This window comes from Lyngbya sp. CCAP 1446/10, assembly GCF_026130175.1.
Classification (GTDB): domain Bacteria; phylum Cyanobacteriota; class Cyanobacteriia; order Cyanobacteriales; family Microcoleaceae; genus Microcoleus.
This window is the reverse complement of sequence record NZ_JAIGNI010000032.1, coordinates 48,926-74,542: the sequence shown is the minus strand read 5'-3', so window position 1 is coordinate 74,542 and position 25,617 is coordinate 48,926. Positions and strand designations below refer to the sequence as shown.

At 42.8% G+C, this 25,617-nt stretch carries 23 protein-coding genes and 1 CRISPR repeat array; of the genes, 15 read left to right on the top strand and 8 right to left on the bottom strand.

Going from position 1 to position 25,617, the window contains the following annotated elements:
* The first annotated feature begins 7 nt into the window (after positions 1-7).
* The 3 genes from K4039_RS15170 to csx2 all read left to right on the top strand — a co-directional run bounded on the left by K4039_RS15170 (position 8) and on the right by csx2 (position 3,418).
* Entirely contained in the window at positions 8-1,939 is a 1,932-nt protein-coding gene (locus K4039_RS15170; protein WP_265236165.1) for an RAMP superfamily protein, read from the top strand.
* Between the two features lie 70 nt (positions 1,940-2,009).
* Complete coding sequence (locus K4039_RS15165) at positions 2,010-2,177, top strand: hypothetical protein (protein ID WP_265236163.1); 168 nt, start codon at positions 2,010-2,012, stop codon at positions 2,175-2,177.
* Positions 2,174-3,418 (top strand): TIGR02221 family CRISPR-associated protein, encoded by a 1,245-nt coding sequence (gene csx2 / locus K4039_RS15160; protein WP_265236161.1) that lies wholly within the window; start codon positions 2,174-2,176, stop codon positions 3,416-3,418. The genes K4039_RS15165 and csx2 overlap by 4 nt, the downstream gene beginning before the upstream one ends.
* A 70-nt stretch (positions 3,419-3,488) precedes the next feature.
* On the opposite strand, the gene K4039_RS15155 is transcribed toward csx2, so the two are convergent.
* A complete protein-coding gene (locus K4039_RS15155) occupies positions 3,489-5,030 on the bottom strand; it encodes a TIGR03985 family CRISPR-associated protein (protein WP_265236159.1) in 1,542 nt (513 codons plus the stop codon).
* A gap of 107 nt (positions 5,031-5,137) precedes the next feature.
* On the opposite strand from K4039_RS15155, the gene K4039_RS15150 reads away from it, so the two are divergent.
* The 3 genes from K4039_RS15150 to K4039_RS15140 all read left to right on the top strand — a co-directional run bounded on the left by K4039_RS15150 (position 5,138) and on the right by K4039_RS15140 (position 7,919).
* The gene (locus K4039_RS15150; RefSeq protein WP_265236157.1) at positions 5,138-6,106 is read left to right on the top strand and encodes a CRISPR-associated protein Csx3; all 969 of its coding nucleotides are present in this window, start codon (positions 5,138-5,140) and stop codon (positions 6,104-6,106) included.
* A gap of 250 nt (positions 6,107-6,356) precedes the next feature.
* Positions 6,357-7,073: a hypothetical protein gene (locus K4039_RS15145; RefSeq protein WP_265236155.1), complete on the top strand. Its 717-nt coding sequence runs from the start codon at positions 6,357-6,359 to the stop codon at positions 7,071-7,073.
* 45 nt (positions 7,074-7,118) lie between these two features.
* Entirely contained in the window at positions 7,119-7,919 is an 801-nt protein-coding gene (locus tag K4039_RS15140) for a hypothetical protein (RefSeq protein ID WP_265236153.1), read from the top strand.
* A 167-nt stretch (positions 7,920-8,086) separates the two neighbouring features.
* Positions 8,087-9,859: direct repeats of the CRISPR family, unit length 36 nt; unit sequence GTTTCCAACTAATCCGATTTAAACCCATCGGTAGGG.
* Positions 9,860-10,364: 505 nt separating this feature from the next.
* Here K4039_RS15140 and cas2 read toward each other — a convergent pair.
* The 5 genes from cas2 to K4039_RS15115 all read right to left on the bottom strand — a co-directional run bounded on the left by cas2 (position 10,365) and on the right by K4039_RS15115 (position 14,358).
* Entirely contained in the window at positions 10,365-10,637 is a 273-nt protein-coding gene (gene cas2 / locus K4039_RS15135; RefSeq protein ID WP_265236151.1) for a CRISPR-associated endonuclease Cas2, read from the bottom strand.
* A 16-nt stretch (positions 10,638-10,653) separates the two neighbouring features.
* Positions 10,654-11,736, bottom strand: a complete 1,083-nt coding sequence (gene cas1 / locus K4039_RS15130; protein ID WP_265236149.1) for a CRISPR-associated endonuclease Cas1 — start codon at positions 11,734-11,736, stop codon at positions 10,654-10,656.
* 14 nt (positions 11,737-11,750) lie between these two features.
* Entirely contained in the window at positions 11,751-12,749 is a 999-nt protein-coding gene (ltrA, locus tag K4039_RS15125; RefSeq protein WP_265236147.1) for a group II intron reverse transcriptase/maturase, read from the bottom strand.
* A 129-nt stretch (positions 12,750-12,878) separates the two neighbouring features.
* Positions 12,879-13,454, bottom strand: a complete 576-nt coding sequence (locus K4039_RS15120; protein WP_265236146.1) for an HD domain-containing protein — start codon at positions 13,452-13,454, stop codon at positions 12,879-12,881.
* A gap of 25 nt (positions 13,455-13,479) precedes the next feature.
* Positions 13,480-14,358 (bottom strand): hypothetical protein, encoded by an 879-nt coding sequence (locus K4039_RS15115; protein WP_265236144.1) that lies wholly within the window; start codon positions 14,356-14,358, stop codon positions 13,480-13,482.
* A gap of 798 nt (positions 14,359-15,156) precedes the next feature.
* Between K4039_RS15115 and K4039_RS15110 the strand changes: the two genes are divergently transcribed.
* Complete coding sequence (locus tag K4039_RS15110) at positions 15,157-15,777, top strand: flavin reductase family protein (protein WP_265236142.1); 621 nt, start codon at positions 15,157-15,159, stop codon at positions 15,775-15,777.
* 197 nt (positions 15,778-15,974) lie between these two features.
* On the opposite strand, the gene tnpA is transcribed toward K4039_RS15110, so the two are convergent.
* Positions 15,975-16,388 carry an IS200/IS605 family transposase gene (gene tnpA / locus K4039_RS15105; protein ID WP_265236140.1) on the bottom strand — a complete coding sequence of 138 codons (414 nt, stop codon included), beginning with the start codon at positions 16,386-16,388 and terminating at the stop codon, positions 15,975-15,977.
* Positions 16,389-16,455: 67 nt separating this feature from the next.
* On the opposite strand from tnpA, the gene K4039_RS15100 reads away from it, so the two are divergent.
* The 5 genes from K4039_RS15100 to K4039_RS15075 all read left to right on the top strand — a co-directional run bounded on the left by K4039_RS15100 (position 16,456) and on the right by K4039_RS15075 (position 20,557).
* Positions 16,456-17,838 carry a transposase gene (locus tag K4039_RS15100; protein WP_265236139.1) on the top strand — a complete coding sequence of 461 codons (1,383 nt, stop codon included), beginning with the start codon at positions 16,456-16,458 and terminating at the stop codon, positions 17,836-17,838.
* A 558-nt stretch (positions 17,839-18,396) separates the two neighbouring features.
* Positions 18,397-18,663, top strand: a complete 267-nt coding sequence (locus K4039_RS15090) for a hypothetical protein (RefSeq protein ID WP_265236137.1) — start codon at positions 18,397-18,399, stop codon at positions 18,661-18,663.
* Positions 18,664-18,810: 147 nt separating this feature from the next.
* Positions 18,811-19,344, top strand: a complete 534-nt coding sequence (locus tag K4039_RS15085) for a hypothetical protein (protein WP_265236135.1) — start codon at positions 18,811-18,813, stop codon at positions 19,342-19,344.
* Positions 19,298-19,726, top strand: a complete 429-nt coding sequence (locus K4039_RS15080) for a GIY-YIG nuclease family protein (protein ID WP_265236134.1) — start codon at positions 19,298-19,300, stop codon at positions 19,724-19,726. Before K4039_RS15085 ends, K4039_RS15080 begins: the two co-directional genes overlap by 47 nt.
* A 702-nt stretch (positions 19,727-20,428) precedes the next feature.
* Positions 20,429-20,557, top strand: coding sequence for an Hsp20/alpha crystallin family protein (locus K4039_RS15075; protein ID WP_265236132.1), 129 nt, complete (start codon positions 20,429-20,431; stop codon positions 20,555-20,557).
* Positions 20,558-21,799: 1,242 nt separating this feature from the next.
* On the opposite strand, the gene K4039_RS29955 is transcribed toward K4039_RS15075, so the two are convergent.
* Complete coding sequence (locus K4039_RS29955; protein WP_375339808.1) at positions 21,800-21,955, bottom strand: tetratricopeptide repeat protein; 156 nt, start codon at positions 21,953-21,955, stop codon at positions 21,800-21,802.
* A gap of 25 nt (positions 21,956-21,980) precedes the next feature.
* Between K4039_RS29955 and K4039_RS15070 the strand changes: the two genes are divergently transcribed.
* The 3 genes from K4039_RS15070 (at position 21,981) to K4039_RS15060 (ending at position 25,590) form a co-directional block, all read left to right on the top strand.
* A complete protein-coding gene (locus K4039_RS15070) occupies positions 21,981-22,172 on the top strand; it encodes a hypothetical protein (RefSeq protein WP_265236130.1) in 192 nt (63 codons plus the stop codon).
* A 315-nt stretch (positions 22,173-22,487) separates the two neighbouring features.
* The gene (locus tag K4039_RS15065; RefSeq protein ID WP_265236128.1) at positions 22,488-24,140 is read left to right on the top strand and encodes a sigma-70 family RNA polymerase sigma factor; all 1,653 of its coding nucleotides are present in this window, start codon (positions 22,488-22,490) and stop codon (positions 24,138-24,140) included.
* A 4-nt stretch (positions 24,141-24,144) separates the two neighbouring features.
* Complete coding sequence (locus tag K4039_RS15060; RefSeq protein ID WP_265236126.1) at positions 24,145-25,590, top strand: DUF1822 family protein; 1,446 nt, start codon at positions 24,145-24,147, stop codon at positions 25,588-25,590.
* Positions 25,591-25,617 lie beyond the last annotated feature (27 nt).

Sequence of the window (25,617 nt, the reverse complement as noted above, 5' to 3'; positions counted from 1 at the left end):
TTGAATCATGGTGAATATTCCCGATGCAGCTAATTTAGTGCCGTTGATGTTTCAGGCGCAAGCAAAAGGGCGATCGCAACTTCAGTATGCAGCGGTGCAAGATGCCCAAGAGTGTGTCTCTCAGTGGACAAATCAAACTTATGCTGATGCTCCTGATTTGGGTGAAAGTGACTCAAATAAAACAAAAACCTATCAAATACAGTGGCGATTTGTTACAAATGGAGGGCAATTTGATGGGATAATTTTTCCGGCACTGGGTGCTTTTGGCTTGCCATTTTACCCTGGGAGCAGTATGAAAGGTGCTTTTTGTCAAGCTTGTACTGAGGAGCAAAAGCAGCGTTATCGGCTCACCAAAGATTTGGATGAACCAAGTTTGTTGCGTTTTCACGGTGGTTATCCAGTGAATGATTGGACACAAAAGTTAGTAGATATTGTTCACCCGCAGCAAGATTTTCAAGTCAAACGCGATGCTAGCCACGGTGCTTATGCTTTGATTTCTCTCTACAGACCAGAGATAAACTTTGGGATTTCTAGCCAGTTAGCAAATACAAATTGGAAAGAAGTCTGGGAAATTTGGGAGAAGGCATTAGGCGCTGGCATTGGTTGTCGCGTCAGTAGTGGCTACGGTCAGACAAACAAAATTACTGGCGATGTTCTTTATGAGGTAAAATTGCGTGGACAGGGAGCAGCTTCTAAACTTCTGGATAATAAATTTGAATTTCGACCGAATATTTTTAGAGCCTCTTTACGTGGTCATGCTTTACGAATCTTTGGTGGTTTAAATCAAGCTTTAGCTGAAAATGTAGTAGATGAGTTGTTTGGTGGCATTCGTTCGGGTAAAGAGAAAGTGGGATTGCTGGGGATGGCGTTTGTTCCAGATGATCCAGAATGGCGATCGGCTGATCAAGAAGATGCTTATGATGTAACGGGTAATTTAATCTGGAGGTTGTCAGGTAAACTGGAAAAACCCGAAGACAAGGATAGTTTAGTAGAACTGGTGAAAAAGCTAACTCAGTTTGCCATGCTTCTCGGCGGATTCGGCAAATCTTGGCGGCGTGCTGACCACCGAATATTTTACCCTACATACACCAAGCATTTAATCGGTTGCCACTGGGAATGGGTGAATGATAGTGACAATCAGGTTGGTAGTTTAGATCATGCAGCTTCATTAATTCAGGAAGTGCAAGAAGCAGCTAAAAAATGGATGGACAAGAGAGGGTTTGAGATTAACCAGATTGCAGTAAGTCGATCGCCTGTACCACCACCTACACCAGTTCAAATCCCTCGCTCGCCTATACCCGCACCTGCACCAGTTCAAGATAATTCTACGCCCAGGCTGCAAAGACCAGTACCTCGACCTGCAACAGTTCAAGACAATTCTACGCCCAGGCTGCAAATACCAGTACCCCGATCGGCAGCACAGCAAACTGAAGCTGCTGAGGCAGAAATATGGCGTGAAGCATGGCTGGAGGGTAAGGTGCAAGTTTGGGGTCGGACTGCTGAAGAGTCCCTTGTAATTCCTTGGCTGCATTCTTCCGAAACACCAAAGAATCTGCCATATCAAAAAGGGAGTTCATATCAAAATCAGTCAAAAAAATCCCTAAATCAAAGCAACTCTTTGGCATTTCAAAGAAGCCCATCTCATCAAAATGTTCGACCTCTTATATACCGCACGTCTATCACAGGTAGGGTGAAGGACACAAAGAAGTCAGACGATCCGACGCAAATCGGCCGCCTTTGGCATCGGATGTATCCTGTGATAAATTTGCTATCTGATGCTAATCAGTCGAATAATACAACTAAGAAACAGAAGCCTAAATATTTGGAGTTATTGACTATTTTTCCTGATGGTTCAGATGAGTTTAATAATTTTTTGACATTTCTCCAGTCGAATCTCCAGTCGAATCCAAAAGGATTTAAGCGACTTTGGCCAAAGTAGTTCTCTGGATAAAATTATAGCTGCTGCCTTGGACGATCGCTCTACTTCCTTGAACTTTGTCTGGCATCGGATGTTACCACTACCGGACAATCAATACTTAGAAATAGTCACTGTATTTCACACCGATCGCACCCCCTGGCAACGTCAAGGGGTAGACCAATTAAAACCATTCATTGAAGCCATCAAATCAGCATTAAAAATCACTAGCCCCACCTGGGGGAACGACGCTAAATTATGAGTCTCAGAATCATCTCTTTTTTGGGAGTTTCTCCCGCCCTTGGCACTCCTGAAAGACCTGCAAAGCCCACTACCTACGCTTTTAAAGATGAAAATGGTGAGGAGAAAACATATGATGGTTATGTATTTCCAGAAGCGCTGCGGCAATTTTGTGGGCCAGACAAATATGACTCGATGTTAGTCTGTGTAACAGAAAAAGCTAAAACTGCGAATTGGGGGGTGTTAGAAGCACTCGGAGACCCCAAGATTCAAGCTGTTGATATTCCAACTGGTAATAATACTGCGGAAATGTGGCAGATATTCACAATTATTACAGGGCATATTGAGGCGGAGGATCGCGTGATTTTTGACATCACTCACGGTTTGCGATCGCTCCCTTTCCTTGTCTTCTTATTTGCGGCTTATCTCAAAGCAGCTAAACAAGTGACGATTGAGGCGATTTATTATGGTGCTCTTGAGTTAAAATCTGAAAATAATGGATTAGCACCCGTCATTGATCTGTCGGAATTCGTATCGATGATAGACTGGGTTACAGCTAGTACCCAATTTGTTGAGACAGGAGATGCAAGGCAGCTATCTCAACTCCTCAATCCTAACAGCGATCGCTCAGGTGCTAATAAAACGGCAGCAGATACACTTTTCGATGTATCGTTGGCTACCTTACTTTGTCGACCTCTAGAATTGGGTATTGGAGCAGAGGCGTTAGCCAAGGATTTGTTAGAAGCTGAAAAACAGCAGCCGAATCGAGTTGTACCCTTTGAAATGTTGCGTCAACAAGTAACTCAAACATTCAGTTCTTTTGTGGGAAATTTAGATGGGGATACTGAGGCAGCATTGCAAGCTCAGTTTCGACTCATTGAATGGTATCACAATAACAATCGCATCATTGAAACAATGACGCTGGCGAGGGAATGGTTGTTAGCTGCTGTTAATTATAAGTTAGAGGGAAGTGTAGATATCGATAATCGATCTACCCGTGATGCTCTTAGTAAGGCTCTTTGGGAGATTAGCAATAATAAACCATTAAGAGACCTCACAGAATATGGTAAAAAGATTCACAAATGGCCGGAAAGGAGACAACTAATTGCTGTGTGGGAGGAAGTGCGAACTCTGCGGAATACTCTCGATCATGCTGGTTATGAAAGACGAGCTCCGAATCCTGGTAAGATAGTTCAGAAGGCCGATCGAGCAGTCAAATCTTTAGGGGAACTAGCCAAGTGTTGGGGTTTGGGGAATAGTTAAGGGTATGAAGTACGATCGCCTTTATGCCAAATGCCCAACTCGCGTCAAACATCCCCGAACGGACTCAATACTAAGCCTGGTAAAGCTTCCAAGTATCTTCCATGTCTTTCGCAATGCGCGATCGCAAATCAAGCGGTAGCAAAACTTCTACCTTGGGGCCCCACGCTCTCAAGCGCATCATCACGTTATTATCGATTAAATTCTGCTCATCAATCCTAAAATCAGCGCTATAGTAGGCATAAGGATATTCATCATCATCCGGTTTGTTTGGTAAACTTTCTAAGATTTCTAGTAAAAGTTCTCGTTCTGTTTGATTGGGAGCGTACTCTCGAATAAACTTCTTAAAATCAGCCTTGGCATTGATAAACGTAAAAGTCTCGTGACGAAAGCTGTTGATTATATAGCGACTATAAAAATCTCGCTCGAAGCGCAACAACATTTTCCGTCTAGGTTGATAAAAATCAAATCCCCAAGCTTCTGCTAAATGAATCTGAATGTTTTCCGGCGAAGGCGGTTGTTTGGTAATAAAACTTTTTAACATTTCTGGAACATTCCCATTGTTCCAATCTAAAGTTTCTATGGTTTGAATTCGATCTAAGCGATAGTTATGCCAACCGATATTATTTTTATTTTTCGGTTTTTGCCCAAAAGCACAAAGGTAGGGCGCGCGGTGGAAGTAGTAAATACAAACTGGATAAATAATCCGCTGTCCTTCTCGATTCAAACTAGCACTATCGTATTGAATTCTGATAGGAGGGACTGGCGTTTGCTCCCAAATTGTTTTTAACTTTTCCTGCCAACTTCCAATTTGATCTATTGCTTCTTTTGAAACAACGTACTCAACGTGCATGAAAAATCGCTGAACGCCGTTAATCGGTTGACAGTAGTTTTCGGCAATTTCTGTAAAATCAGTCTGGGTGATAAAGTTTCCCGGAGTGCTCTGAACATTTAAACTATCGATTACGGGAAATTTGTGTACTTTTAGGTATGTATTTTTAGGATAACATTGAATTTTGGTGGGTTCTAGCCAACCCATTTTAATTAGTGTTTCAAAATCATATTTCAAATTTTTGCCCGTAACTGCGAATAAACGACCGTCGGGAAATGGCTGTACGTAGGATTTTTGGGGTTCTGTAGAGTTGGATTTAGCTTTCTGTTTATTGATACTTCCTGGCTCTTTAGGGAAGTTTCCCGAAGCTAAAAATAGTTCTAATTGTGACAGTGTAATTGGATAAACTTGTAAGAAAGACTGCTGCCAATTTTCTTGGGAGATGCTAAGACTTGAATCGCCCCCAAATAACCAATCGGTGATGTTTTTTGCACAACGACAGTTGGGATCGTGCAAAGGAGGAATTTCATCGCGTTTGTGGTAGACTTGCTCTGAAGGATTTTGTCGAGCTAATGAGTTGGCCTGAGTAAAAAACTGATTGCGCCATTCTTCATAAGTAAAGTGTTCTCCCAAATTCAGCCTCACATCATCGCTATCGCTACCATAAAGCGATCGCAATATTACCCACAACCGTACAGCTTTGGGTAAGTTTTGTTTCAAAGAACCTAGTGCGAGCACCTGTAAAAATCTAACGGTAGGGGCGTAGGTAAATTGGGGACGCATAAATCTTTCTTGGTTTTTCGGTAATTACACTAGATTAACACTGTTTGGAAACCTCCTTTTCCATGTTAATGTCAGAATTCTAGTTGTCAATGTACAAAGTAGAAATTATGTATAGTTACCAAATGAGATTGGAAGGCGATGTTTTAAGGGTTGGATTTAACCGAGTTTTACCTGCTAAGGGCGATCGTATTGTGCGGGATGCGGTGGAACAATTAAGTCAGATGATTGACTCTGGACAACTCTCCGGTGGTGGTGTGTTGATGATTGACGGGCCTCAATCTGTGCCCGTAGCTTACGCCCTTGGTCATAGATTATCTCACTTATACGAAGCCATTGCCATTTTAGACCCTAAGATTGGCAAGAAGGGACATAAGACTTATATTGTGACAATAACTCACGGTTCATCGAAATATCAGGTGGGTGATTTGATCGAAACTCCTGAGTCGCAAATGGAACGCACTGTGATTAAAGTAGTGCTGTGCGGCCCTCCTCATTCAGGAAAATCTTGTTTGCGAGATGGGTTGAAAAAGGCAATTTTAGGGATTCTCGGTGCACCTTATCCTTATGTGATTACTGCTTGTCCTGATGGTGAAGGTTCTTGGCATAAGGAAGCTTACGAAAATGATGAAAAATCGACAAAAGACATCAAGTTAAGTAACAAAGGTGATTTCAGTCCTGAATTGGCTAAGGAAGTTGCTAGCTGGGTAAAGAGCGCTAATCAACCGATTAATATTATTGATGTTGGCGGAAGAATCTCTCCTGAGAATGAACGAGTTATGGGAGAAGCAACTCACGCGGTTATTTTATCGGGGGATGAAACAAAAGTTTCTGAATGGAGAGAATTTTGTCAACGTTTAAATCTGAAAGTGGTTGCTGAAATTCATAGTAAGTATGATGCTATAGAGGATGAAATTAGCGTCCAGAAAGATTGGCAGGGATTTCTTGATGAAGCTAATATTGATTTTCCGCTACTAGCAGGTACTGTTCACCACCTGACACGCGAAGAGGATGTTTCCGGTCGCCCAATGGTGCAAGCTTTGGCTAATCTTGTGGTTAAGTTGATCAAGCAATCTTAAGTGTTGTTCAATCCATTTAACCTCTAATTCCCAATTTTTAAATTGTATGAAATACAGTATGGAAACGTCACAGCATTGCCGTTTCCTACTTGTACTTTATTCAAAATTTTATAAATAATTGGTAAAATAACTGGTTTTCAGGCAGAGCCTGGTAACGCTTAGAAAATATCAGTTTAACCGGAAATCTCCTTTTCCTTATACAGATTAAATTTTGATTAGTTAAGTTTCTGTGAGGGGGCTAGGTTCAAAAATGAAAGTAAAAATACAGATAGTTTTGCTTTTAAGCTCGATCGTAGTTGGTTGTCAAACGCTCTCACCATTAGCTGTAGAGCGTTCTTATATCAAAGCTGTATCAACCATTGCAAATTCCCCTCGTTGCCAATCTTTCAATTTGGGAGATAACCTGCAACCGCAACTGAATTCAAGCTCTCTACAGCTAAATTTACCTGTGGCTCGACTCAATAATCCTCTGCAAGGTCGCGCTGTAGTATTGCTGCCCGTCAATGATTCTGCTATCCGTTTCTTTTGGGTACGACAAGATAACCGGGGAAAATGGTCAATTGCTGAGAAACAAACGGTAATGCAGGTTCAGCCAGGACGTTTGGATGCTTCCCCCATGCACCGCCTCTACTACAACGCACAGCAGCAAAAAGTTATATTGTTTGTGACATTGCCTGCTGCTGATTGGCAAAGAGGCATTACCCTTCAACCCGTTTTAGAAGAAAGGGAATCACGCTGGGGAAAAATTCAACCTTTTAATGCTCGATTGACTCCTCAAGGCTTTGCTCACCCTTTTCGGGGAATTGACCGGGGTTTGTCGGGGAATATCTTACCTCAGAATTTAGCTGATACGATGAATCAGATCGAGCCTGGTTCTATCTATATACCTCAGATTTATGCTAATAAAATTACCGTACTGAAGCCGAGTTTAGTCGATCGTCATCTCTGTCCTGTAGCAGGTTCTTAATCCTAATCAGTCTGAAACTTATTAACCTTTTTGTCTCAAACACCTATGAATTATCAGAGAAAACGTCCCAGAAAAAATGGTCATCAACAGCCAATACCAGGCACGGATGCTAAACAAATGTTAGGTAGCAGGATTCGCGGTAATGCAGCTACAAGGCTGAGCAATGGTCAAAATGCACGATCTGAATTCAGTCAACCCACTTTAGCACCGGAGTGGGCCGAACTCAATGATGGTTTGACAACGAACGCTACCCAAAGGTTGAAAACAGATAAAAAGAAAGAAATTGCAGTTAATCAGCCGGATTTGTTTAATTACGCAGCGGTGGCGGTATTGGGTACGTTTTATATCGCTAGTTTAGTTTCTACCTACATTTCCAGCAATTTATTGCTGTATTTGCTCAGTGGAGGTGCGGGTATTGCCGTTCCGATGTTGGGGACTCAAATTCCAATAACTGAAGCTGTTGCTTTGATGGGTTCGGGTATTTTGGAGGGCACTTCCCTCAGTGATGCTTATTTAGACCATAAAAAACATTTCACGGGGAGCCGTCAGTGGATGTCTCGCAGCGGTCGTTTTTTAGCTTTTATTGCTCAAGGTTTGTTGTACTATATGGCGCTGGGACAATTGCTATTTGCAACGGCGGATGTTAGCAATTTGGGGACACAGGGTTTAAAGGGCGATTCACACTCTTCTTCCGCTGAAGCAACTCTGGTTTTAGAACCGCCTACTCCTTTACACGGTGCGTTTGTCGGTACTATTAGCTTTGCTTGGAGTTTTGGCACTACCTACATCGGTTCTACGGCTTTATTGGTGGCGATCGATCGCTTGCGCTGTCAGAGGCGATTGTGATTTGGATTTGGTAGTTCGTCAATTTGGGGCGATCGGTATTAATGATAATTATGCTATCTCAAAGAAAAACCGCCTCAAAGAGCGGTTTTTTTATTGCTGCGACTAATCCGATTTAAACCGCTCAATAGGGCGGTATATCTGCGAGATATTGCAGTCATGTTGCTAGCATTTCCAACTAATCCGCTTGAACCCTATTGGTAGGGTTATGTTTGGTTTTTCCATGCTCCCAAAGCTAAACCATTTCCAACTAATCCGATTTAAACCCATCGGTAGGGCCACACCACTCAAGTTTGTGCTAAGACCCGAAAAGAGAAAGTTTCCAACTAATCCGATTTAAACCCATCGGTAGGGGTGAATCGAATTACAAAGTCCAGAATGTCATTACTGTTTCCAACTAATCCGATTTAAACCCATCGGTAGGGATTTGTAAAGAAGAATCGGCTGATATCAAAAGGATATTAGAAAGTTTCCAACTAATCCGATTTAAACCCATCGGTAGGGTTCTGCTCAGACCATGCAAGTGAATTCCGGCTCATCTTTTTGTTTCCAACTAATCCGATTTAAACCCATCGGTAGGGGGACAATTTTCCGCCGTAGCCCGCCCAACCACCAAGTTTCCAACTAATCCGATTTAAACCCATCGGTAGGGAAGAGGTAATGCCTCCTTTGCTACTGATTTCATGTTTCCAACTAATCCGATTTAAACCCATCGGTAGGGGTACTATGATGCCAGCATCATTTACGGGCGTAACGTTTCCAACTAATCCGATTTAAACCCATCGGTAGGGAGCATAAACTAAACTCTAGACCGTACTCATAAAAGTTTCCAACTAATCCGATTTAAACCCATCGGTAGGGAATCAATGACACCTACACAGGTACGGTGGTGGCTAAGTTTCCAACTAATCCGATTTAAACCCATCGGTAGGGTGTACACAAATAACCGAGGAATGGTTAGAGGAAAGACGTTTCCAACTAATCCGATTTAAACCCATCGGTAGGGAATGACTGTGCAGACGACCAAGAGTCAAACGGTCAAGTTTCCAACTAATCCGATTTAAACCCATCGGTAGGGTGCCATTAGTGCTTACGATAGCAATTGTCCCATCATCGTTTCCAACTAATCCGATTTAAACCCATCGGTAGGGGTTTAAAACTAAATTTGAGGAAGAGGATCATGAGGTTTCCAACTAATCCGATTTAAACCCATCGGTAGGGCTTATGTACTGAATATTTTCCTTTTTGAATGGTTTCCAACTAATCCGATTTAAACCCATCGGTAGGGAAATACGTATGGATAAATGATATTCCATATCCAGCTGATTGTTTCCAACTAATCCGATTTAAACCCATCGGTAGGGCATGTTTGATCTAATTGATGGCGATGATGATGCTGTAAGTTTCCAACTAATCCGATTTAAACCCATCGGTAGGGTAAACTTTTTTTAGAACCTTGGCAGGAACAAATGTTTCCAACTAATCCGATTTAAACCCATCGGTAGGGATGTTGTCAATGGACCTATTTATCCAGATGACGACTGGATGTTTCCAACTAATCCGATTTAAACCCATCGGTAGGGATTCCCCAAAGACCCAATCATAGTAGTGGATATGCGAGTTTCCAACTAATCCGATTTAAACCCATCGGTAGGGTTGTAGCTATGCTTGGAGGTGGTTTTACCACTACTGGTTTCCAACTAATCCGATTTAAACCCATCGGTAGGGAGGGCCATACTATCCTGGTCCTTCTGAAGGACCATCGACGGTTTCCAACTAATCCGATTTAAACCCATCGGTAGGGTTACTTGCCCACCTCCTGAGGCTCAGTCTCAGTTGTTTCCAACTAATCCGATTTAAACCCATCGGTAGGGTGAAAACATGGGCTACACCCAGTCGCTCAATGAGTTTCCAACTAATCCGATTTAAACCCATCGGTAGGGAGTTCGCCGCAGAGCCTATACCCAGAAAGGATTTCAGCCGTCAAATCGACGCACCTCCAAATTTTAGCATAGAGCCGCTCACAAATCGGGAAAAAAACATAGCTGAAACCCCATCCTGGTAAGGCATCGACGCACATCAACGGAAACATAAGGCTTTTGAAGACTAGCTGAGGTGCGTCGATGAGCATACAGAAACTCTCTTAAATGTCAAAAAGCTTATTTAGCAAGGCTTTGACGGATTAAACCTCGAACGGGACTACACAAAAACCTCTACCTACGCACCTCATTCCCTGATTCACCAGTTAAGTATAATTAGGTGCGTAGGTAGACATAGCTTCCACAGTAGCTATCATCCATAACCCTTATCTAGCAATGCTTTGGGGATAAAAGGCACTGTCAAAACCTATGCTCGCAGCGATCGCCACACTCGGACAATTCAACCACCGCCAATAGTTCATGGTAGTGCGTCGGTGAAGCAGTCAACTACCACTATATTAGCTCAAACCTAGATTACATAATAGTTTGGGGGCGGTTCTGACTTGGAGCTGCCGATCGTCAAAACCATCGACGCAGCCTCAGTCGAGATCCAGTAGAAACGAACATCATCCTCCTCCGGCTTCACCAGCTTTTTCACCTTGTGGTGTAGTTGTCGCATCTCATCCAAGTTAATAAAACACTCAAAAACTGACCACTGAATTCTGCGCCCGTAGCCCTCCAGAAAATTAGAAAGTTTGGTACGCCTTTTGTCATCAGGAATGTCATACATTACAACAACCACGAAGTAAGCCTCAGCTTTACGTTGTTCTCAAAAAAGGCTCATATATAATGCCATGCACCAAACTACGCTTATAGCGCCGAACCTGCAACTGAATTGCCTCTCGATAAGAAACCTGAGATTGTAAATCAGGATGAGAAAGCTGTTCGTTCATCCGCCTTTCAAACTGCTCGATAAACTCACGCCGCGCCCCATAACTTAAATAAACTCCTCCCGTACTGACAATCCTTTCAAAATCAGTAGGCTTGAAAATCGAATTATTGATTAATTTCAACACAAAACTATCAACAATAGGTGAGCGAAATTCCTCCATCAGGTCAAAGGCCAGATAAGGCTTTTTGTCTTCTCCATAGTGGAAGTTAGCAAAATAAGGAGATAGCCCCTCAGCCACTATCAGGCTTAGAACATTATTAAATAACAGAGTGTAGCCAAAACTTAATAAAGAATTGACCGGATCGGTAGGAGGTTGGCGATGTCGCAGAGAAAAGCTAAAGCTCGGATTCGCAATCAACTTGCCTAACGCGGGGAAATATCGCGCTGCACCAATGCCTTCATAACCGCGCAAACTATCCACATTATCAACGGTAGCCAGAGCCTCAATATCAGAATTAATACCTGCGATCGCTCTGGCAACTTCCGCTACTTTTCGCTTCCGATTTAGCCTTAATAATAACTGCTTAGAATTCAGCAACTTTCCACGCACAATAGCTTGAGAGATTTGTAACTGAAACGCGGCATCTTGGCGCTTCTCAATTTGCATCAATTCATTAGCCTGATGGCTGGATTCCCAATTCCATAGATGACCCTTATAGTAACCGGATAAATTCAAAAACAATATCAAAATTTGCTCTTGCAGGCAAGCATGAATAGCCTGAGTCGAAACTTGGATATTTCCAAATACCAAAATTCGCTCAACCTCGCGAATCGGAATTTCCTTTCTCGGCTCATCGTCCACCCAAATCACAAACCGTAAATTTTCCTTATATACCGCTGTTCCTTGCTCAATCAAATAAATAGTTGCCATGTCTTTGTTCCAAGTATTTCTCGAAGGAGCTTGCTCGCTTTCAGATTCAATATTTTCTACACAAACTGGAGGGTTCAAAGAGGATATTGGGATTACCTCTGCTTTCTCTTTGACTTGTATGGGGAGCGCGAGCCTTTTTTTTTACTAGCTTTACTCTGTTTGGCTCCTAACTGCACCAGATTCTGAGGCGATTCCAGAGGAAAGATAGCACTTTCCAAAAAACCGTGACCTAAAAATCGAAATCCTCGGTCAAAATTAGTAATTCTAGTTTTATCAGGATGCAGCGCCAACCCCATAGAATTGAGCAATCGTTCCACCTGAGAGTAAGCGCCAATAATTTGCTCTTTAGTACGAGCTAGTACCACAAAATCATCGGCGTAGCGGACTAACTGAAGACCAGAATTCGAGAAAAATTTGTCGAAATCATCCAGGTAAATGTTAGCAAGCATCGGCGAAATAACAGAGCCTTGAGGAATCCCTTTCTCAGTTCTAATAACCCCGTCTTGGGTTAATAACCCCACCGCAATCCAAGATTTAATCAAGCAGAGAATGCCTGGATTGTCGATTTGCTTCCTAACCTCTCTTAACAACCGCTGGTGGTCAATATTATCAAAATACTGAGCGATATCTGCATCTAGTACCCAACTATAACCCAAGTCCCGCCAGCGAGCCACTGCTTCCACAGCATCCAAGTAAGACAGGTTGGGGCGATAGGCAAAACTACAGCAAGAAAACTTAGTTTCCCAAATTGGGGCGAGAACATTCAATAAAGCTTGCTGAACAATTCTATCTCTGACTGCTGGGATTTTTAATTCTCGCCAACTGCCTTGATTTTTAGGGATTAAAACTTGTTTACAGGGATGCGCTTGATAGCTGCTATTAGCAACCGATTTTCTCAACTGGAAGAGATTTGTTTGTAAATTTTGACGAAAATCATCAATGGTTTCTGCATCAATGCCAGCAGCGCCTTGATTAGCTGCTACCTTTTCCCAAGCTCTCTGAAAGTTTTCTACCCTGAGAAATTCCTCAACGAGGGATGTTGCTAAAACTTCTCGGTTCTGGTCAAAATCAGCAGCATATTGCATGGACATAATTGCGCTATTTCCTTGACTTAATAACCTCTCACTGATCATCAACTCAGAGAGACTAAGCGCAATTATGACTGCTTTGTGGAAAAGGAGCTTTCCTCTATGAAACTTCCCATCAATAACGTATTGATGTCATTGCGATTTTTCTAATTGAGCAACGATGCGCTCGATTTCGGAGAACAAGAAGTTAGAACCTCCGTGCCGATAAATTTCCAGCAAACTGCGGTAAAACCACAAAGTGCCTGCTTTTCCGCCCTTGAATTTATCCCAAACTGCGTCACCTTCTCGATCGCGATCTGCTAAAATTGAACGAGCGTTGTGCAGTTTGTCCGCCATTGACACCCGCAGCACAGATGGGGAAGCTTGACGCATTTGCTCAATGTATCGTAACTTGCGATCGCGCCAAGGTGGTTTTGGTATCGTACAAGATTCGGTGCAGGCATCAACGATACTAGCAACTCGTTCTCCAAATTGTACCAGAATAGCTTCGCGAGTTTCGGTACTTCCCTGGTCTTCTATAGCATCGTGTAAAAGTCCTGCGATGGCTTCATCTTCATCGCCACCATCTTCTAATACTAATGCTGCGACGCTTAAAAGGTGACTGATGTAAGGAATGTCGCCACCTTTTCTGACTTGGTTTGCGTGGAGTTGGGCGGCATAGACTAAAGCTGTTTGAAAGCGAGTTGAAAGTTTTGGTTTTTCAGTCATTGTTCTTACCCGGCTGGGCTGGCTGTTAACTAGAATAAAGAATCTGATCGACATCAATTACGATCGGCTGCATATCCCCAACGGACAAGGGATTTCCTTGCCAATCCCGCTGCGAATCCATATATTGCATTCGGCGTTTTGGGGGAATGCAAGCCATAGACAAAGCCACGCTCATCATTTTTGTCCCGCCAGTAATATCGGCAACTATCACGTCATCTTTATAAGCGGACTCGCGGAAGATTTGCTCTGCTAACCTCCACAATCCTTGATAATCGTAATCTAGGACTGATAAGCCTTGCCAGTTAATGTCAAAGCTTTGTCCGTATTGAAACCGTAGGTATTGACTGAGAATTTGGGCTGAATCTTCGGAACCTTTAACTTTTTTACCTTCCTTTGTCTCGTAACTTTTTGTACTAATCATCCAAATATCTCGCAAGTTTCCTTGGCTTGCATGAAATTCTACAGCTTTGATTTGGGGGGAAAGATTAGAATTAAACAAGTCAAGTCTATCGAAATCATCTTGAGTGAGTTTCTCTATCTCAGTGTTGATGACCAATTCAATCAGCGGGGCGATCGTACCTTCATTTTTTAGTTCTTGTTTGCGCGGCGAATAGGGACTGAGTAACAAGATTAAACCTCTAACCCCGGTGGGGGGTTCTTTTCCCACGATAATACCTAAATTTTGGGTATATAAGGTTTGAATACGTTTTTTTTCACGCTGGCGATCGACTCGCCACCAGATAAAACCAACAGCCGCTACACCACCAACTCCGAATAAATTGCCCGCAGTCAGCAAACTAATTAACACTGTTAGTCCCACAAATGCTGTAAACTCAAGAGCAGTTCGAGGGGCGATAATATTTTCAATTTCTAACTTTTGCTTGGAAGGAGGGATTAAGCTCATAATTTGTACAGAATGTGATTAGTGGTTGTTTGTATTATCACCCTAATGTATCTCGGAACTGGAAGAGGCCTGTTCCGCAATCGAGACATTTTTTTATGAGACGGGCGATCGCTCTAAACAAGTGTGGGACGGCATTCTGCTCGCTCACAAGCCTCACAAGCTTTGGGTAGGTTCCACAATATCTCAAATACACCCAATTTTTGAGTTAGACAGGAACAAACGTAAAATGCTTTCATAGGGCAGAAGTATGCAATTTTAACCGGATAAATCAGTACCTAAACATTAATTTTTACGTTTAAACTAAGGGAAATTCTCACTTAGACAATAAATTTTAGAAGCTTGATTAATGTGTTTCGCGTTGCTGTGAACTCGTCTTTGTAACGCTTTTAAACTTGTAAATTTCTGTGTTTTTCACTTATCTCTGACTCAGGAGAGTGGTATCTGGGAGCGATCGTCGAAATACCCCCCAACAGAATTACAACCAAAGAACTCTGATTGCTGGAAAGTGGTATCTGGGAGCGATCGTCCTTAAAAAAACCTCCCACCTTTTCCGTTGCTCGCCCGCCACTGCCACGTTAAGAAATCCCTCAAACCGGTGCAGCAATGCAGTGAGCGTGCAACACTCTCAATTTTCCCAGCATACCATCCAGAGAAAAGCGCGATGCACTACGTTTTTGCTTTTCCTGTAGTGCGATCGATCGCTAAGAAAATGTTGAGGGACTCTCCCGAACCTCTGCATTTAGCCGACACGTTGGGCAAGCTATAATTTTTATACTTGAACAAAACTGAATATTCACCATGCACGTCGATCCTAACTCCAACACTCCTCAAGATAACTATAAGTTATTGACAAATCTTGTCGTTCCCCGTCCGATTGCTTGGGTAACTTCACAAAATACGGAGGGTGTAATCAATCTCGCACCCTTCAGCTTCTTTAACGCAGTGGGTGCTGACCCTTTATACCTAATCATCAGTATTGGCAATAAAGAAGATGGCAGCATAAAAGATACGGGGAAAAATATCACTTTGAGTAGTGAGTTTGTGGTGAATTTGGTGACAGAAGATTTGTTGACTGCCATGAATATTTCTTCTGCCAACTTCCCGACAGAAGAAAGCGAACTCACGGCGGCCCTTTTACATTCAGCGGCATCAAAGCGGGTTAAGGTTCCTCGCATAGCTGAAGCTCAAGCCAGTTTGGAATGCGTACTCCACAGCCAACAACCGCTAGGAATTTACACGCTTTTCATTGGGCAGGTGGTGATGTTCCATATTGACGATCGTCTTCTTGGCGATCGCCTACATATTAACGGCTTTGCTCCCATCGGTCGGCTTGGCTCTCCGTCTTACTATTGCCGTACAACAGAGCGCTTCGAGCTTCCACGCATCACCTACGAGCAGTGGCAGAAAGATGATGCCTAATACCCAAATATTCCCACGCTTCTGCTACCGTGCGCTTTCAACGGTTATTAGCTAAACAGATGGGAATCCCCACACTATATCGCTTCGATTAGTGTGGGATGGAAGGCGCGGTGAGACTCCTGATTCCACCCGCTCACAATCTCACACGGTGTAAGCGTTGAGCAGTGAGCGGGTGGATGACGAGACGAGCGAACTCTTTATTCTGTGGGTCGATCTTGCTCATTGATGTATTTTTTCAATTGTTCAACAGTCACGCCACCACAAGAAGCGATAAAATAGCCATTTGTCCAAAACACTTCTTTCCAATAAACTTGGTTAATTTCAGTAGCGAACTCTTTTCTCAAGTACCGACTAGAAACAGTTTTTAAGTTGTTGATCAATTTACTTGGTTCTGTCTGCGGGTTGTACTGCAACAGCAAATGAACGTGGTCGCTCTCTCCGTTAAATTCTATCAACCTTCCTTCCCATTTTTCCATTAAATCCCTAAATATCGACTCAAGCCTTGTCAGCATTAAGTCTGTCAGGACTTTCCTTCGATACTTTGTAGTTAACACCAAATGGCATTTGAGTGCTGAGACTCCCCTTGCCTTGCGGATAAAATCTTTGTTCACGACATTGACACTGAATAGGCATTGATGATATGCTAACACCAAGTTAGGCTAATATCCCAAAACGATAGTGCAAACGACGTACCAGTACAAAATGTATCCCGACACTAAGCAGAGGCTCTCGTTAAATGAGTGGCTAAGGATTTGCCGTTATTGGTATAATCGCCAGTTGGGAGACAGATTTGACTGGTGGTCGATGAACAGATCAAGCATAAATGCTTGTCCGCTAGTTAGTAGCATTGCCCCTGTCCGAGAAAAGCCCAACTATTATACCCAAAAGAAACAACTACCAATTATTAAAAAAGACTTGGTAAAAGTATTCCATCGTGGTGAATTGTTGGACTTTTTAGGGGTTGACTCGACAATTCTACAAGACGTATCAAAGCGTGTTGACAAGGCATTTGAGCGATTTGTTATGGGCGACAGCAATGGTTGTAAGTCTGGTAAACCACGATTTAAGTCTGAAGCTAGCTTCAGAACTATGACTTTTGCTACTGCCAATAATAGCTGGATTAAACTAACTCGCAAGAACTGGCTATATTTGCGACTTCCCAAATTGGGAGTTGTTAAGGTCAGAATGCACCGTCCTATCCCAGACGGATTTATTGTCAAACAAGTCAGTGTCACCAAAAAGGCTGATGGTTGGTTCATTCAATTTGTCCTAGAAGATGTGAAGGTACCAATCCAATGTCAGGATATAATTGTTCCAGCTTGGGACAATTCGTTGGGATTAGATGCTGTTTTACATAAAGATGTTTATCTCGCAACATCAGATGGCGAGAAACTGTCATCCTTCAAGCCGCTTCGTAAGAATCAAGCCTCTCTAGACCGGATTTCAACTAAGCGGAATAAACGGAAACGTGGCTCTAAGTCTCGTCGCAAACTAGCAAAACGTGAAGCTAGGCAACATCAACGCATTGCTAGGTCAAGAAAAGATTTTCATTACAAAACCGCTCATAAGCTAGTGAGAACTGGAAAAAAAGTCTTCTTTCATGAGGACTTGAACCTGAAAGGTTTGACGAAACGCAATAAGTCTAAACAGGCTGAAAATGGAACTTTTCTTCCGAATGGTCAATCAGCCAAATCCGGATTAAACAAGTCTTGGTCTGACGCTGCATTTGGCAACTTTTTTACGACACTGGACTACATAGCCTCAAAAGCTGGAGCAGTTGTCATCGCTAAAAATCCTGCTTATACCTCAATGGTTCTGTGTTATCGGGATGAAATAATTTTCACCGATTGTAGTATCAGAGACTATTGGGATGAGCAAGAATCTTTGATGGTTGACCGTGACATTAATGCCGCGATTAACCTAAAAAGACTGGGGTTGGACATTTTCCCCAGTATAAAACGCCGTAGTGGGAAGCTTTCTATAGTAGGAACTCTGGATAAAAGTACCGCGAAGGAAATTTTGCATACCCTTCATCGGGCTGCAAAGAAGCCTACATCATAGCTGTACTCAGCTTGATGTAGGAGTATGTCACTATAACTTGAGGACTTTGAATGCGATCGCACCAATCAGTACACAGAAACCTAGCGCTCTCCGAAAATAATTAACACCTTGAAATAATTCCTCCCACAAGTAAACAAAGAGCCAAAAGCTAGCAAGTCTAACGCTGTATAGATTTCACCTGTTGTTAAAACAAGTTTCAGCAAACTCGCTGCAATCGTGACAATCAACGGTAGGTTTGGTGGTCGCAGCTCTCACAATTTCGCCGTTGCTATCCCGGAATATTCGATCGAATGCTGTACTTGTCATTACTTTAAATACTTGGCTAACGCTTTTTACTGTATGCCAATAAGCCCAACATTCCCTCTACCTTTTTGTTGATTGAGCTAACAGTTATTATGGCTGACACGCTTTACCGCTAACGTTACGATGGCTGCTAGCCATTCATAGCGAGCGTTCAAGCTCATCACAGACGCATTTTTACGCTTAGCGATTCAACTAATCTGTAGCGATCGCCCGGACTACGACCGAAGCCGCCACCATTGGAGGCATTGGAGGCCTTTGCAATCAGACTCGGCGGATCGGATTTTGAGAGAAGCGTTCGATCGCGTCACCATCGAGGGAGCCTCCACCCACAGCTTGGCTGATAGAGCCGGAGCAAGTGCGGGGCGATCGCTTCGCTTTCCATGCTTTCTTACACCGGGAAAGTTCAATTTCCCTGCACGGGATGAATTGCCTGCCGTGCCGTTCGTGCCGCTAGTCCCATCGCAACTGTCACACACCCCATCTGACGAATCAATGCAGTCAAAGTACCCGGATAATAGCTGATTGATTGCGAGAACAACACTATGGTTCGCTCGTTTTTGGGTTAAGCTCAGTTTCTTCCCAAGGCAGAGACTATCTACTTCTGCAAGTTGTTACAATCCTTCAACGCGGGTGCACCTACAAAAACCTGCTAAAAGGAAAATAAGAGCGATGTGGCTAAAATTTGGTGTGGCTCCCGACGGAGAACTGGCGGGCATAGATGATGTTGGGCGCGGAAAAACTAACCTCGCGTGTCTTTACTGCGGCGGTGGACTTACAGCGAAAAAAGGTTCGGTGAAAGAACACCACTTTTCTCACACACAGGAAACTTGCAAACCTGTTTCGCAGCGGATTAAAACCAAAGCATTTCCCGCACTGCCGCTCTATGACAATTTCACCATCCAACTCAAGGGTGAGGAACTCGAACAGTTGAAGGTGTTGTGGAAAGAATATGGTGCACAGGATTACGCTATTCCAAAAGACTTAATCAACTTTCGCTGGGAACTCAAAGGGTTGGTGGAGTCGGAGGGCGATCGATCGTACCGGTTCACTCATCTCGGTAAAATCCCGGTTGGTGCGCTTCCCCTGGCGTTGTTCAATCGCGTTCAGGAACCTTTACTGCGGTCGGAGTTGGCTCTCGTTGGAGAACTCTGCGGCGGTGGCGGTCGCTGCCGGACTTTCCTGTGCGGACGAGCGACGGGCTGACTTACAGATTTATCGATCGCAGCTTCGGCGGATTCTGATTAATTCGCTCTATTTCCTTGAGGTCAAAGCTTCGGGCAACATTTTCTACAAAATCGGTGTTACTACTCGATCGATCGACCAACGCATAGCCGAGGTGCAGCGGGATATGAGGGTGCATTACTCGGATGCGGTTGTTAATTTGCTGGGATTGTGGGAACACCGGGGGAATGTGGAACTGTATTTTAAGCACCGATATCAACCTTTTAATTACCGGATTGGGAAACTGACCGAGTATTTTGTGTTTCCCAATGTCAAGGTTGTGCTGCGGGATTTGTACGGGATGGAAGCTAAGGTGCTGTCGGCTGTTGAGGTGGATGCGATCGGTGATCGGGATAGAAGATGATGTGAGTCAAAATCGAGGAGATGTCAACGGATTAGATAAGTGCCCAGGAGGCGCCGCCACCGCTCCCAAGTACAACCATTGACTCTTACACCGTTTAGAGAAGCGCTTTGAGCTCTTACTACATTATTGAACTAGCGACACATAACCTCTTAGGCGATCGGGTTCTTAAGAGTGGGATTATGCGATCGCCCTCATAGAGCGATGGCTATGAAAAAGCAGCGATAGCCGACAAATCACGTCCTTACGGTGCTACACATCATCCGCACCGCATTTTTGGTACGGTTTGCAACCCCGACGATACTTCCCTCGACGCTCGCGCCGTGCAGAGTTCTGAGGCAAGGTCATCATGGCGTTACCACAGCCTTTTCGGTTTCTAGGAATAGCTTTGTAAGGTTTTTTTCAATGCGAAGTATCCCGATTGTTTCGCACTATTTTTGGCAAATACGACCAACCCAGTAGGGTTTTTCTGATTATTATTACCACTTAAAAATCGGCATTATAATAACTGTAAGCAACGAGCTTAAACCCAAATTTTTCTTATAAAGCTTTACCATCTTTGAGGTGACAGATTATGTTGATGCGCTATTGGCAACCCTTCACGGAAATTGAAACGATCCGCCAGCAACTCGATAAAGTTTTTGACCAACGGGCAGCAACGAGAGATAACTCATATCAGAATTCCGCTATGGCAAATTCCACCGGGTGCTTCCCTTGTTCGCACACATTCAAAACGACTCTGTGCAAGCTGAATACAAAGATGGCATTCTAACGCTAACGCTACCCAAAGTGACTGAAGCCCGCAATAAAGTCGTCAAGATTAATTTAGCCTAAATTGCTGGAACTCCAGCGACTCCCGCTCCTTTACAGGCTAACAAATAACGATGAGGTAAGCGTGTTTAGTGGTGAACTCAGTACGCAGAAAGGCTGTGCTTAATTGAGTGAGGCAAATTTTTACAAATTGAGCTTGATTGGATTTACTGGCCGGGCAACGGGATTGAAAAAGCTGATACCGGGATCTACAATTGCTCTCAGTATTCTCTATTTATAAAAGCCTTATAAAAGCTACCTACAAGTGCCGTGAACCCGCACTAATTTCAGTTATTCTGCAAGAAAAATCACGATTGTTGGCACAAGTTTGATTGAGTCTGCGAACTTACTTTGTACCATCGTGCTGTAGGTTTTGTATTCGATAAAGAGTGTTTGTCGCAGTCGGATATTGAACATCTAAAGAGAAGAAAGCCACATCCGATTGAATTCATCAAAAGGCGGATATATGAAAATTACCTGCTGCATTCAGATGCCATAGCATTCGTACTTAATCAAGAAGATAGGGAGCGAGAACAACCTGTTGCCAGCGAAGCTGTTCGACGGCTCGAAGCCAATAAATCAAATAAGGATTATTTTTCTGTCGTCCTAAATATGTAATGATGCTTAGAATTTAATGATAAAAATTCAGCAGTTTTCTACAAATATCTACTGAAAATAGCCCAGGCTTCATCAGCCCTACTTATCATCAGACTTATTAAAAAAAATACTAACTTAATCGGAGCTAAAATGTTAAACTATTCTCACAAAATTTATATAAATTCGGAAATAAAAGAATTGATTTATCCTCAAAAACTAAGGAATATATTGATATTGAAGACTGTCAGCCAGCCTGTCCCAGATGTGGATATCATAACATCCGCAAAAATTGTCATATTCATAATGGAAAACAAAATCATCAATGTAAAAATTCTACTCGACAGTTTGTTGATAATAACCATAAAAAATAAATCTCTAAATTCATTAAATTTTAATTAACAATTAAACATTTAATGAAGAAGCTCTTACAACAGCATATTCCATGTATATGTGGTACAGATAATCATACGGCTCTACTTTAGCTGGTTTACGAATAGTTGGTAATGTACTTCATGAACCTGGAGTATGCTGCAAGAAATCATTACATATTTAGTACCACCATTTTTTGTTTGATTTTCTAGTACCATTAGGTAACCTTCCTTCTTAATCCTTGTTGATTCATACAATTCTCGGTTGATGTTGTAAGGCGCGACGCTAACAGGTACTTGCTTAGTCGATTTTACCCACTTCCGCCAAAGCATCCCCTAAGTGTTGGTGTGATCGCGAATAATCTGGATTTAGTTTGATCGCACGTTGGTAAGAGGTTATCGCCTCATCCCATTTCGGCTCTTTTTCTACTAAAGCCTTGGCTAGCTCAAGGTGTATTCAAAGTTGTCTCGGTGATATTGGAGTGCGGTTTAGTAAGAGGCGATCGCCCTCCAGAACCGAAGAGCGATCGCAGTCGATTGTGGGACAATGCAATAGCAGAGTCAACCAGCCAGATATTCTGGGATTGCCTGTGAGACCTAGCACCCCACTTTTAGAGGAATGTGCCCAGAAGCTTGCTGTAACTCAACTCAAGCAGTTATGTCTCAAGAGTTAGATACCAACTGCACTTTCAGCCTTAGCCCAGGGGCAAGCAACAGATGCACTGCTACTGCCTCTCAGAGACAATGCTGCATCCCCAACTCAGAGCCACCCGCATAAATGTCGGCTGACGACACCAATAAGTTAGTAGCACACTTTATAGGACGCTCTCCCAGCCGCTATGCTTCAGTCGCCCAATTTCCCCCATGACTGCAACTCAAAAACCTCTGAGCCTCTGTACTGGCCAACAGCTTCCTCCCCAGCGAGGCTGCTGTAAACTCAAAACTTCTGGCTCAATTCCTCCTTTATTGTTCTTGGATAACAAACTAAGATGACCAACCCTTCTTATCAGGGAAACATTCCCCGACTGCCAGAACGTCAAAATTACACCGACGAATTTTGCACCTATCTCAGGCTGAATACCAGCAAAAATGCCCAGATTTTTGAGTGGCAAAACCAGAATCATCTCAGAACCAATTTTAATTTGTATCAACAACGAAACCCGGAATTTGCACAGTTATGTTCCCAGAAAAATCACAGCAAAGATTTAGCAATATATTGGAGAAAAATAGCAATTAATGCGACATCAATCCCTCAACAATGGGAGCCAAAAAAACGCCAAAAGCTAGCTTTAGAACACTTGCTTTGTTACCTTGAAAGAAACTGCTATTATGCAGCTAAAGAAGTCTCAAAAAACTTCCAGGAGCAGCCTTGGGACGAGTATCTCTCCTCTGCTCGCATTTTTATCTACAATCCTGAAAATCTGTGCCGCTTGTTACAATCCTATGATTGCGATCGTCAGGCTTCTCTAAATACCTACATTCAAGCTGCCTTGAGCCAATATATCCGAGATCAAATGTCTGTAGGTAAGTTTTCGCCGTGGCGACTGCTAGTTGAAAAATCTGAGAAAGAGCTTCGGAACGCGCTGGAAAATTCTGCGATTCAAGAATCGACAATTACAAAATATATCTTTGCAAGCAAATATTTTAAAAAAGTTTATCGCTTGAACAAAGTTTATAATCCTGCGGTCAGGCAAAGAGGGGAGAAATGGCACAATGCTGATACTGAAGACTTTTGGCAAGCCACTGAATATTACAATTCAGAAAAAGCCCTCTCGAATGCACCTCACGAAGTCTCCGCTGGCTCAAATATCAATCAAGAGCAAATGCAAGCTTGGATGGAATTTTGTATTAAAGCATTACAAAATTACCAAAATCCCATTAACAATAAAATCTCCTGGGAATCACATCAGGAAAAAGGCGATGAAAACTTATCTCAGTCAGATACCGAAGAATTTTTTGATATAGAAGCAGATGAAAATACTGAGGAAAATGGCAGAAAAAGCCAGCAAATTCACTCTGTTTTTCGCAAACAGATAGAAGAATTTAAACCAGATCAACACAAAGCTCTCCTGCTTTATTATGGTTGTGGCATCAAGCAAGCACAACTACAAATTAAATTAGGAATCAGTCAATCTGCTATTTCTCGTCGCCTGAATACTATTAAAACAAAACTCATCAAAACTATGGCTGAAATGTCACAGCCGGAAGCATGGCCCGAAAAATATGTATTGCAATGGCTGCATAAAAACTTCCGCGCTCCCCTGCATTCAGATTTAATTCACGCAGCTTTAGTTGAAGCTGTGAAAAAACTTGAATCTCAAGAGGAAACTGTTTTCCATCTTCACTATGGTCAGCAGTTAAACGTAGAAAGGATTGGGACTATGCTGAACATGAATATCTTAGAGGTGAATGCCATACTTTTTCAAGCTCAGCAGAACTTACAATCCACTTTTTTTAAGGTATTGAATACTTGGGTGAATAAGTATGTAGAAAAGTGGTTACTGGACTTTTATCAATCTCAAGTTCTGGCTGTCTGTCGTAGTCGGAATCTCTCTCTTCAGGCTGAAGATGCCTTCCAAACAGTTGATGTTATCGTTGACGAATGCTTGCAAATTCTAATTAGTGTTAACAAAGGAGAATAAAAAAATGTTTGAATTCACAAAATATTCACCCTTAGAGTCTCAGATTTCTGAACGGCTGCGCTTGACAATTGACCAAGTAGACCTAGAAACTACTTGGCAACAAAGTCAACACCACTCTCATCCTATTGCTCGCTACAATGGTTATCTCAATGGCGCTTGTTTAAATGCTTTATTTAACTGGCTTTCTGATTGGCTGGAACCAGAGAACCCTCAACCTTTAGTCTGGCACGGTCAGGATCTTGCTAGTATTTGGGAAGTAGTCAACGGCACAGCTATTCAGATTGGTGATAGCAGACTGGTGTTTATTCCCAATGACGAGTCAGATTTAGAAGAAATTTGTGTGCCGCAGGAATGGGTTGATATTCCTAGTTGGGCTGGTGATTATTATGTGGCTGTGCAGGTGAATTTGGATGGGGATGATGACGATCGCTGTTGGCTGGAAGTCTGCGGGTTTGCGACTCATCAGCAACTGAAGCATCAAGGCAGATACAACGCGGGCGATCGCACTTATTCCTTAGCCATAGATGAGTTGACGGCATCTCTGACTGTCATGCAAATTACTCTAGGATTAAACTTGCAAGCAGAAGTTGCTCCAGTCCTTAATTTGTCCGAGATGGATGCGGCAAAATTATTACAGATTTTGGGCGATTCCTCGCTATATTCTCCCCGACTGAAAGTATCCTTTGAACAGTGGGCAGCTTTCTTGGCAAATGACAAATATCGGCAACAATTGTATCACAATCGTGTAGCAAATTTTGTGCCAGTTGTCGCGACTCCAACTCTAGCAACTTTACTTCAGCGGATGAATAATTATTCGCAAGCTGGCTGGAAGATGCTTGAGCAAATGAAAGAAAATTTTGGTAATTTAGACCAGAGTTTAGTTAATGGAGCTTTGTCCTATCGAGACGGTAACTCTAAGAGTCACAATACCATTCCCACACTGACTGAAATTGTCAATAATAACCGCAATCCCCAGAATCAATTGCAGGGGATTAAAGTATTAGGTGGTCTTGAATTAGGAAATTTGGAAGCGATCGCCATCCTGACTCATCTGCTGGAAACAAATGAAAATGAGGCCTTGCGCCGCGAAGCATCCGTGAGTTTGGGGAAAATTGATCCGACTAATGAGAGTGCGGGTGTAGGCATTGGTAAGACTATTAATTTAGGGATGCGCTTTGATAGCGATCGACTCCAACTTGTGCTGACTCTTACCCCTGAAGAAACTGATAAAATCAACGTTCATCTGCTATTACGTTCTGAGCGATCGCCAATTCTGCCACCAAATCTGCAACTTAGTATCCTAGATGAAGATGACAAAGTTTTCTTTGAAGAACAAACGGATGCTGCTGACAATCTAATTGAATGGACATTTACGGCGGCGATCGGCGATTATTTTCAGGTTAAAATAGCAGTTAACGGAGTGAGCATCAAAGAACCTTTTACTGTTTAAATTAACCATCATTACCAGCAGACCAAA

Bases quoted from the DNA above. Each gene is read 5' to 3' on its own strand.
- K4039_RS15085 (WP_265236135.1), top strand. From the start codon at position 18,811: ATGTGGCTAAAATTTGGTGTGGCTCCCGACGGAGAACTGGCGGGCATA.
- K4039_RS15155 (WP_265236159.1), bottom strand. From the start codon at position 5,030: ATGCGTCCCCAATTTACCTACGCCCCTACCGTTAGATTTTTACAGGTG.
- K4039_RS15120 (WP_265236146.1), bottom strand. From the start codon at position 13,454: ATGACTGAAAAACCAAAACTTTCAACTCGCTTTCAAACAGCTTTAGTC.
- K4039_RS15110 (WP_265236142.1), top strand. From the start codon at position 15,157: ATGCACGTCGATCCTAACTCCAACACTCCTCAAGATAACTATAAGTTA.
- csx2 (WP_265236161.1), top strand. From the start codon at position 2,174: ATGAGTCTCAGAATCATCTCTTTTTTGGGAGTTTCTCCCGCCCTTGGC.
- K4039_RS15165 (WP_265236163.1), top strand. From the start codon at position 2,010: ATGTTACCACTACCGGACAATCAATACTTAGAAATAGTCACTGTATTT.
- K4039_RS15145 (WP_265236155.1), top strand. From the start codon at position 6,357: ATGAAAGTAAAAATACAGATAGTTTTGCTTTTAAGCTCGATCGTAGTT.
- K4039_RS15115 (WP_265236144.1), bottom strand. From the start codon at position 14,358: ATGAGCTTAATCCCTCCTTCCAAGCAAAAGTTAGAAATTGAAAATATT.
- ltrA (WP_265236147.1), bottom strand. From the start codon at position 12,749: ATGTCCATGCAATATGCTGCTGATTTTGACCAGAACCGAGAAGTTTTA.
- K4039_RS15140 (WP_265236153.1), top strand. From the start codon at position 7,119: ATGAATTATCAGAGAAAACGTCCCAGAAAAAATGGTCATCAACAGCCA.
- K4039_RS15065 (WP_265236128.1), top strand. From the start codon at position 22,488: ATGACCAACCCTTCTTATCAGGGAAACATTCCCCGACTGCCAGAACGT.
- K4039_RS15060 (WP_265236126.1), top strand. From the start codon at position 24,145: ATGTTTGAATTCACAAAATATTCACCCTTAGAGTCTCAGATTTCTGAA.
- K4039_RS15150 (WP_265236157.1), top strand. From the start codon at position 5,138: ATGTATAGTTACCAAATGAGATTGGAAGGCGATGTTTTAAGGGTTGGA.
- K4039_RS15170 (WP_265236165.1), top strand. From the start codon at position 8: ATGGTGAATATTCCCGATGCAGCTAATTTAGTGCCGTTGATGTTTCAG.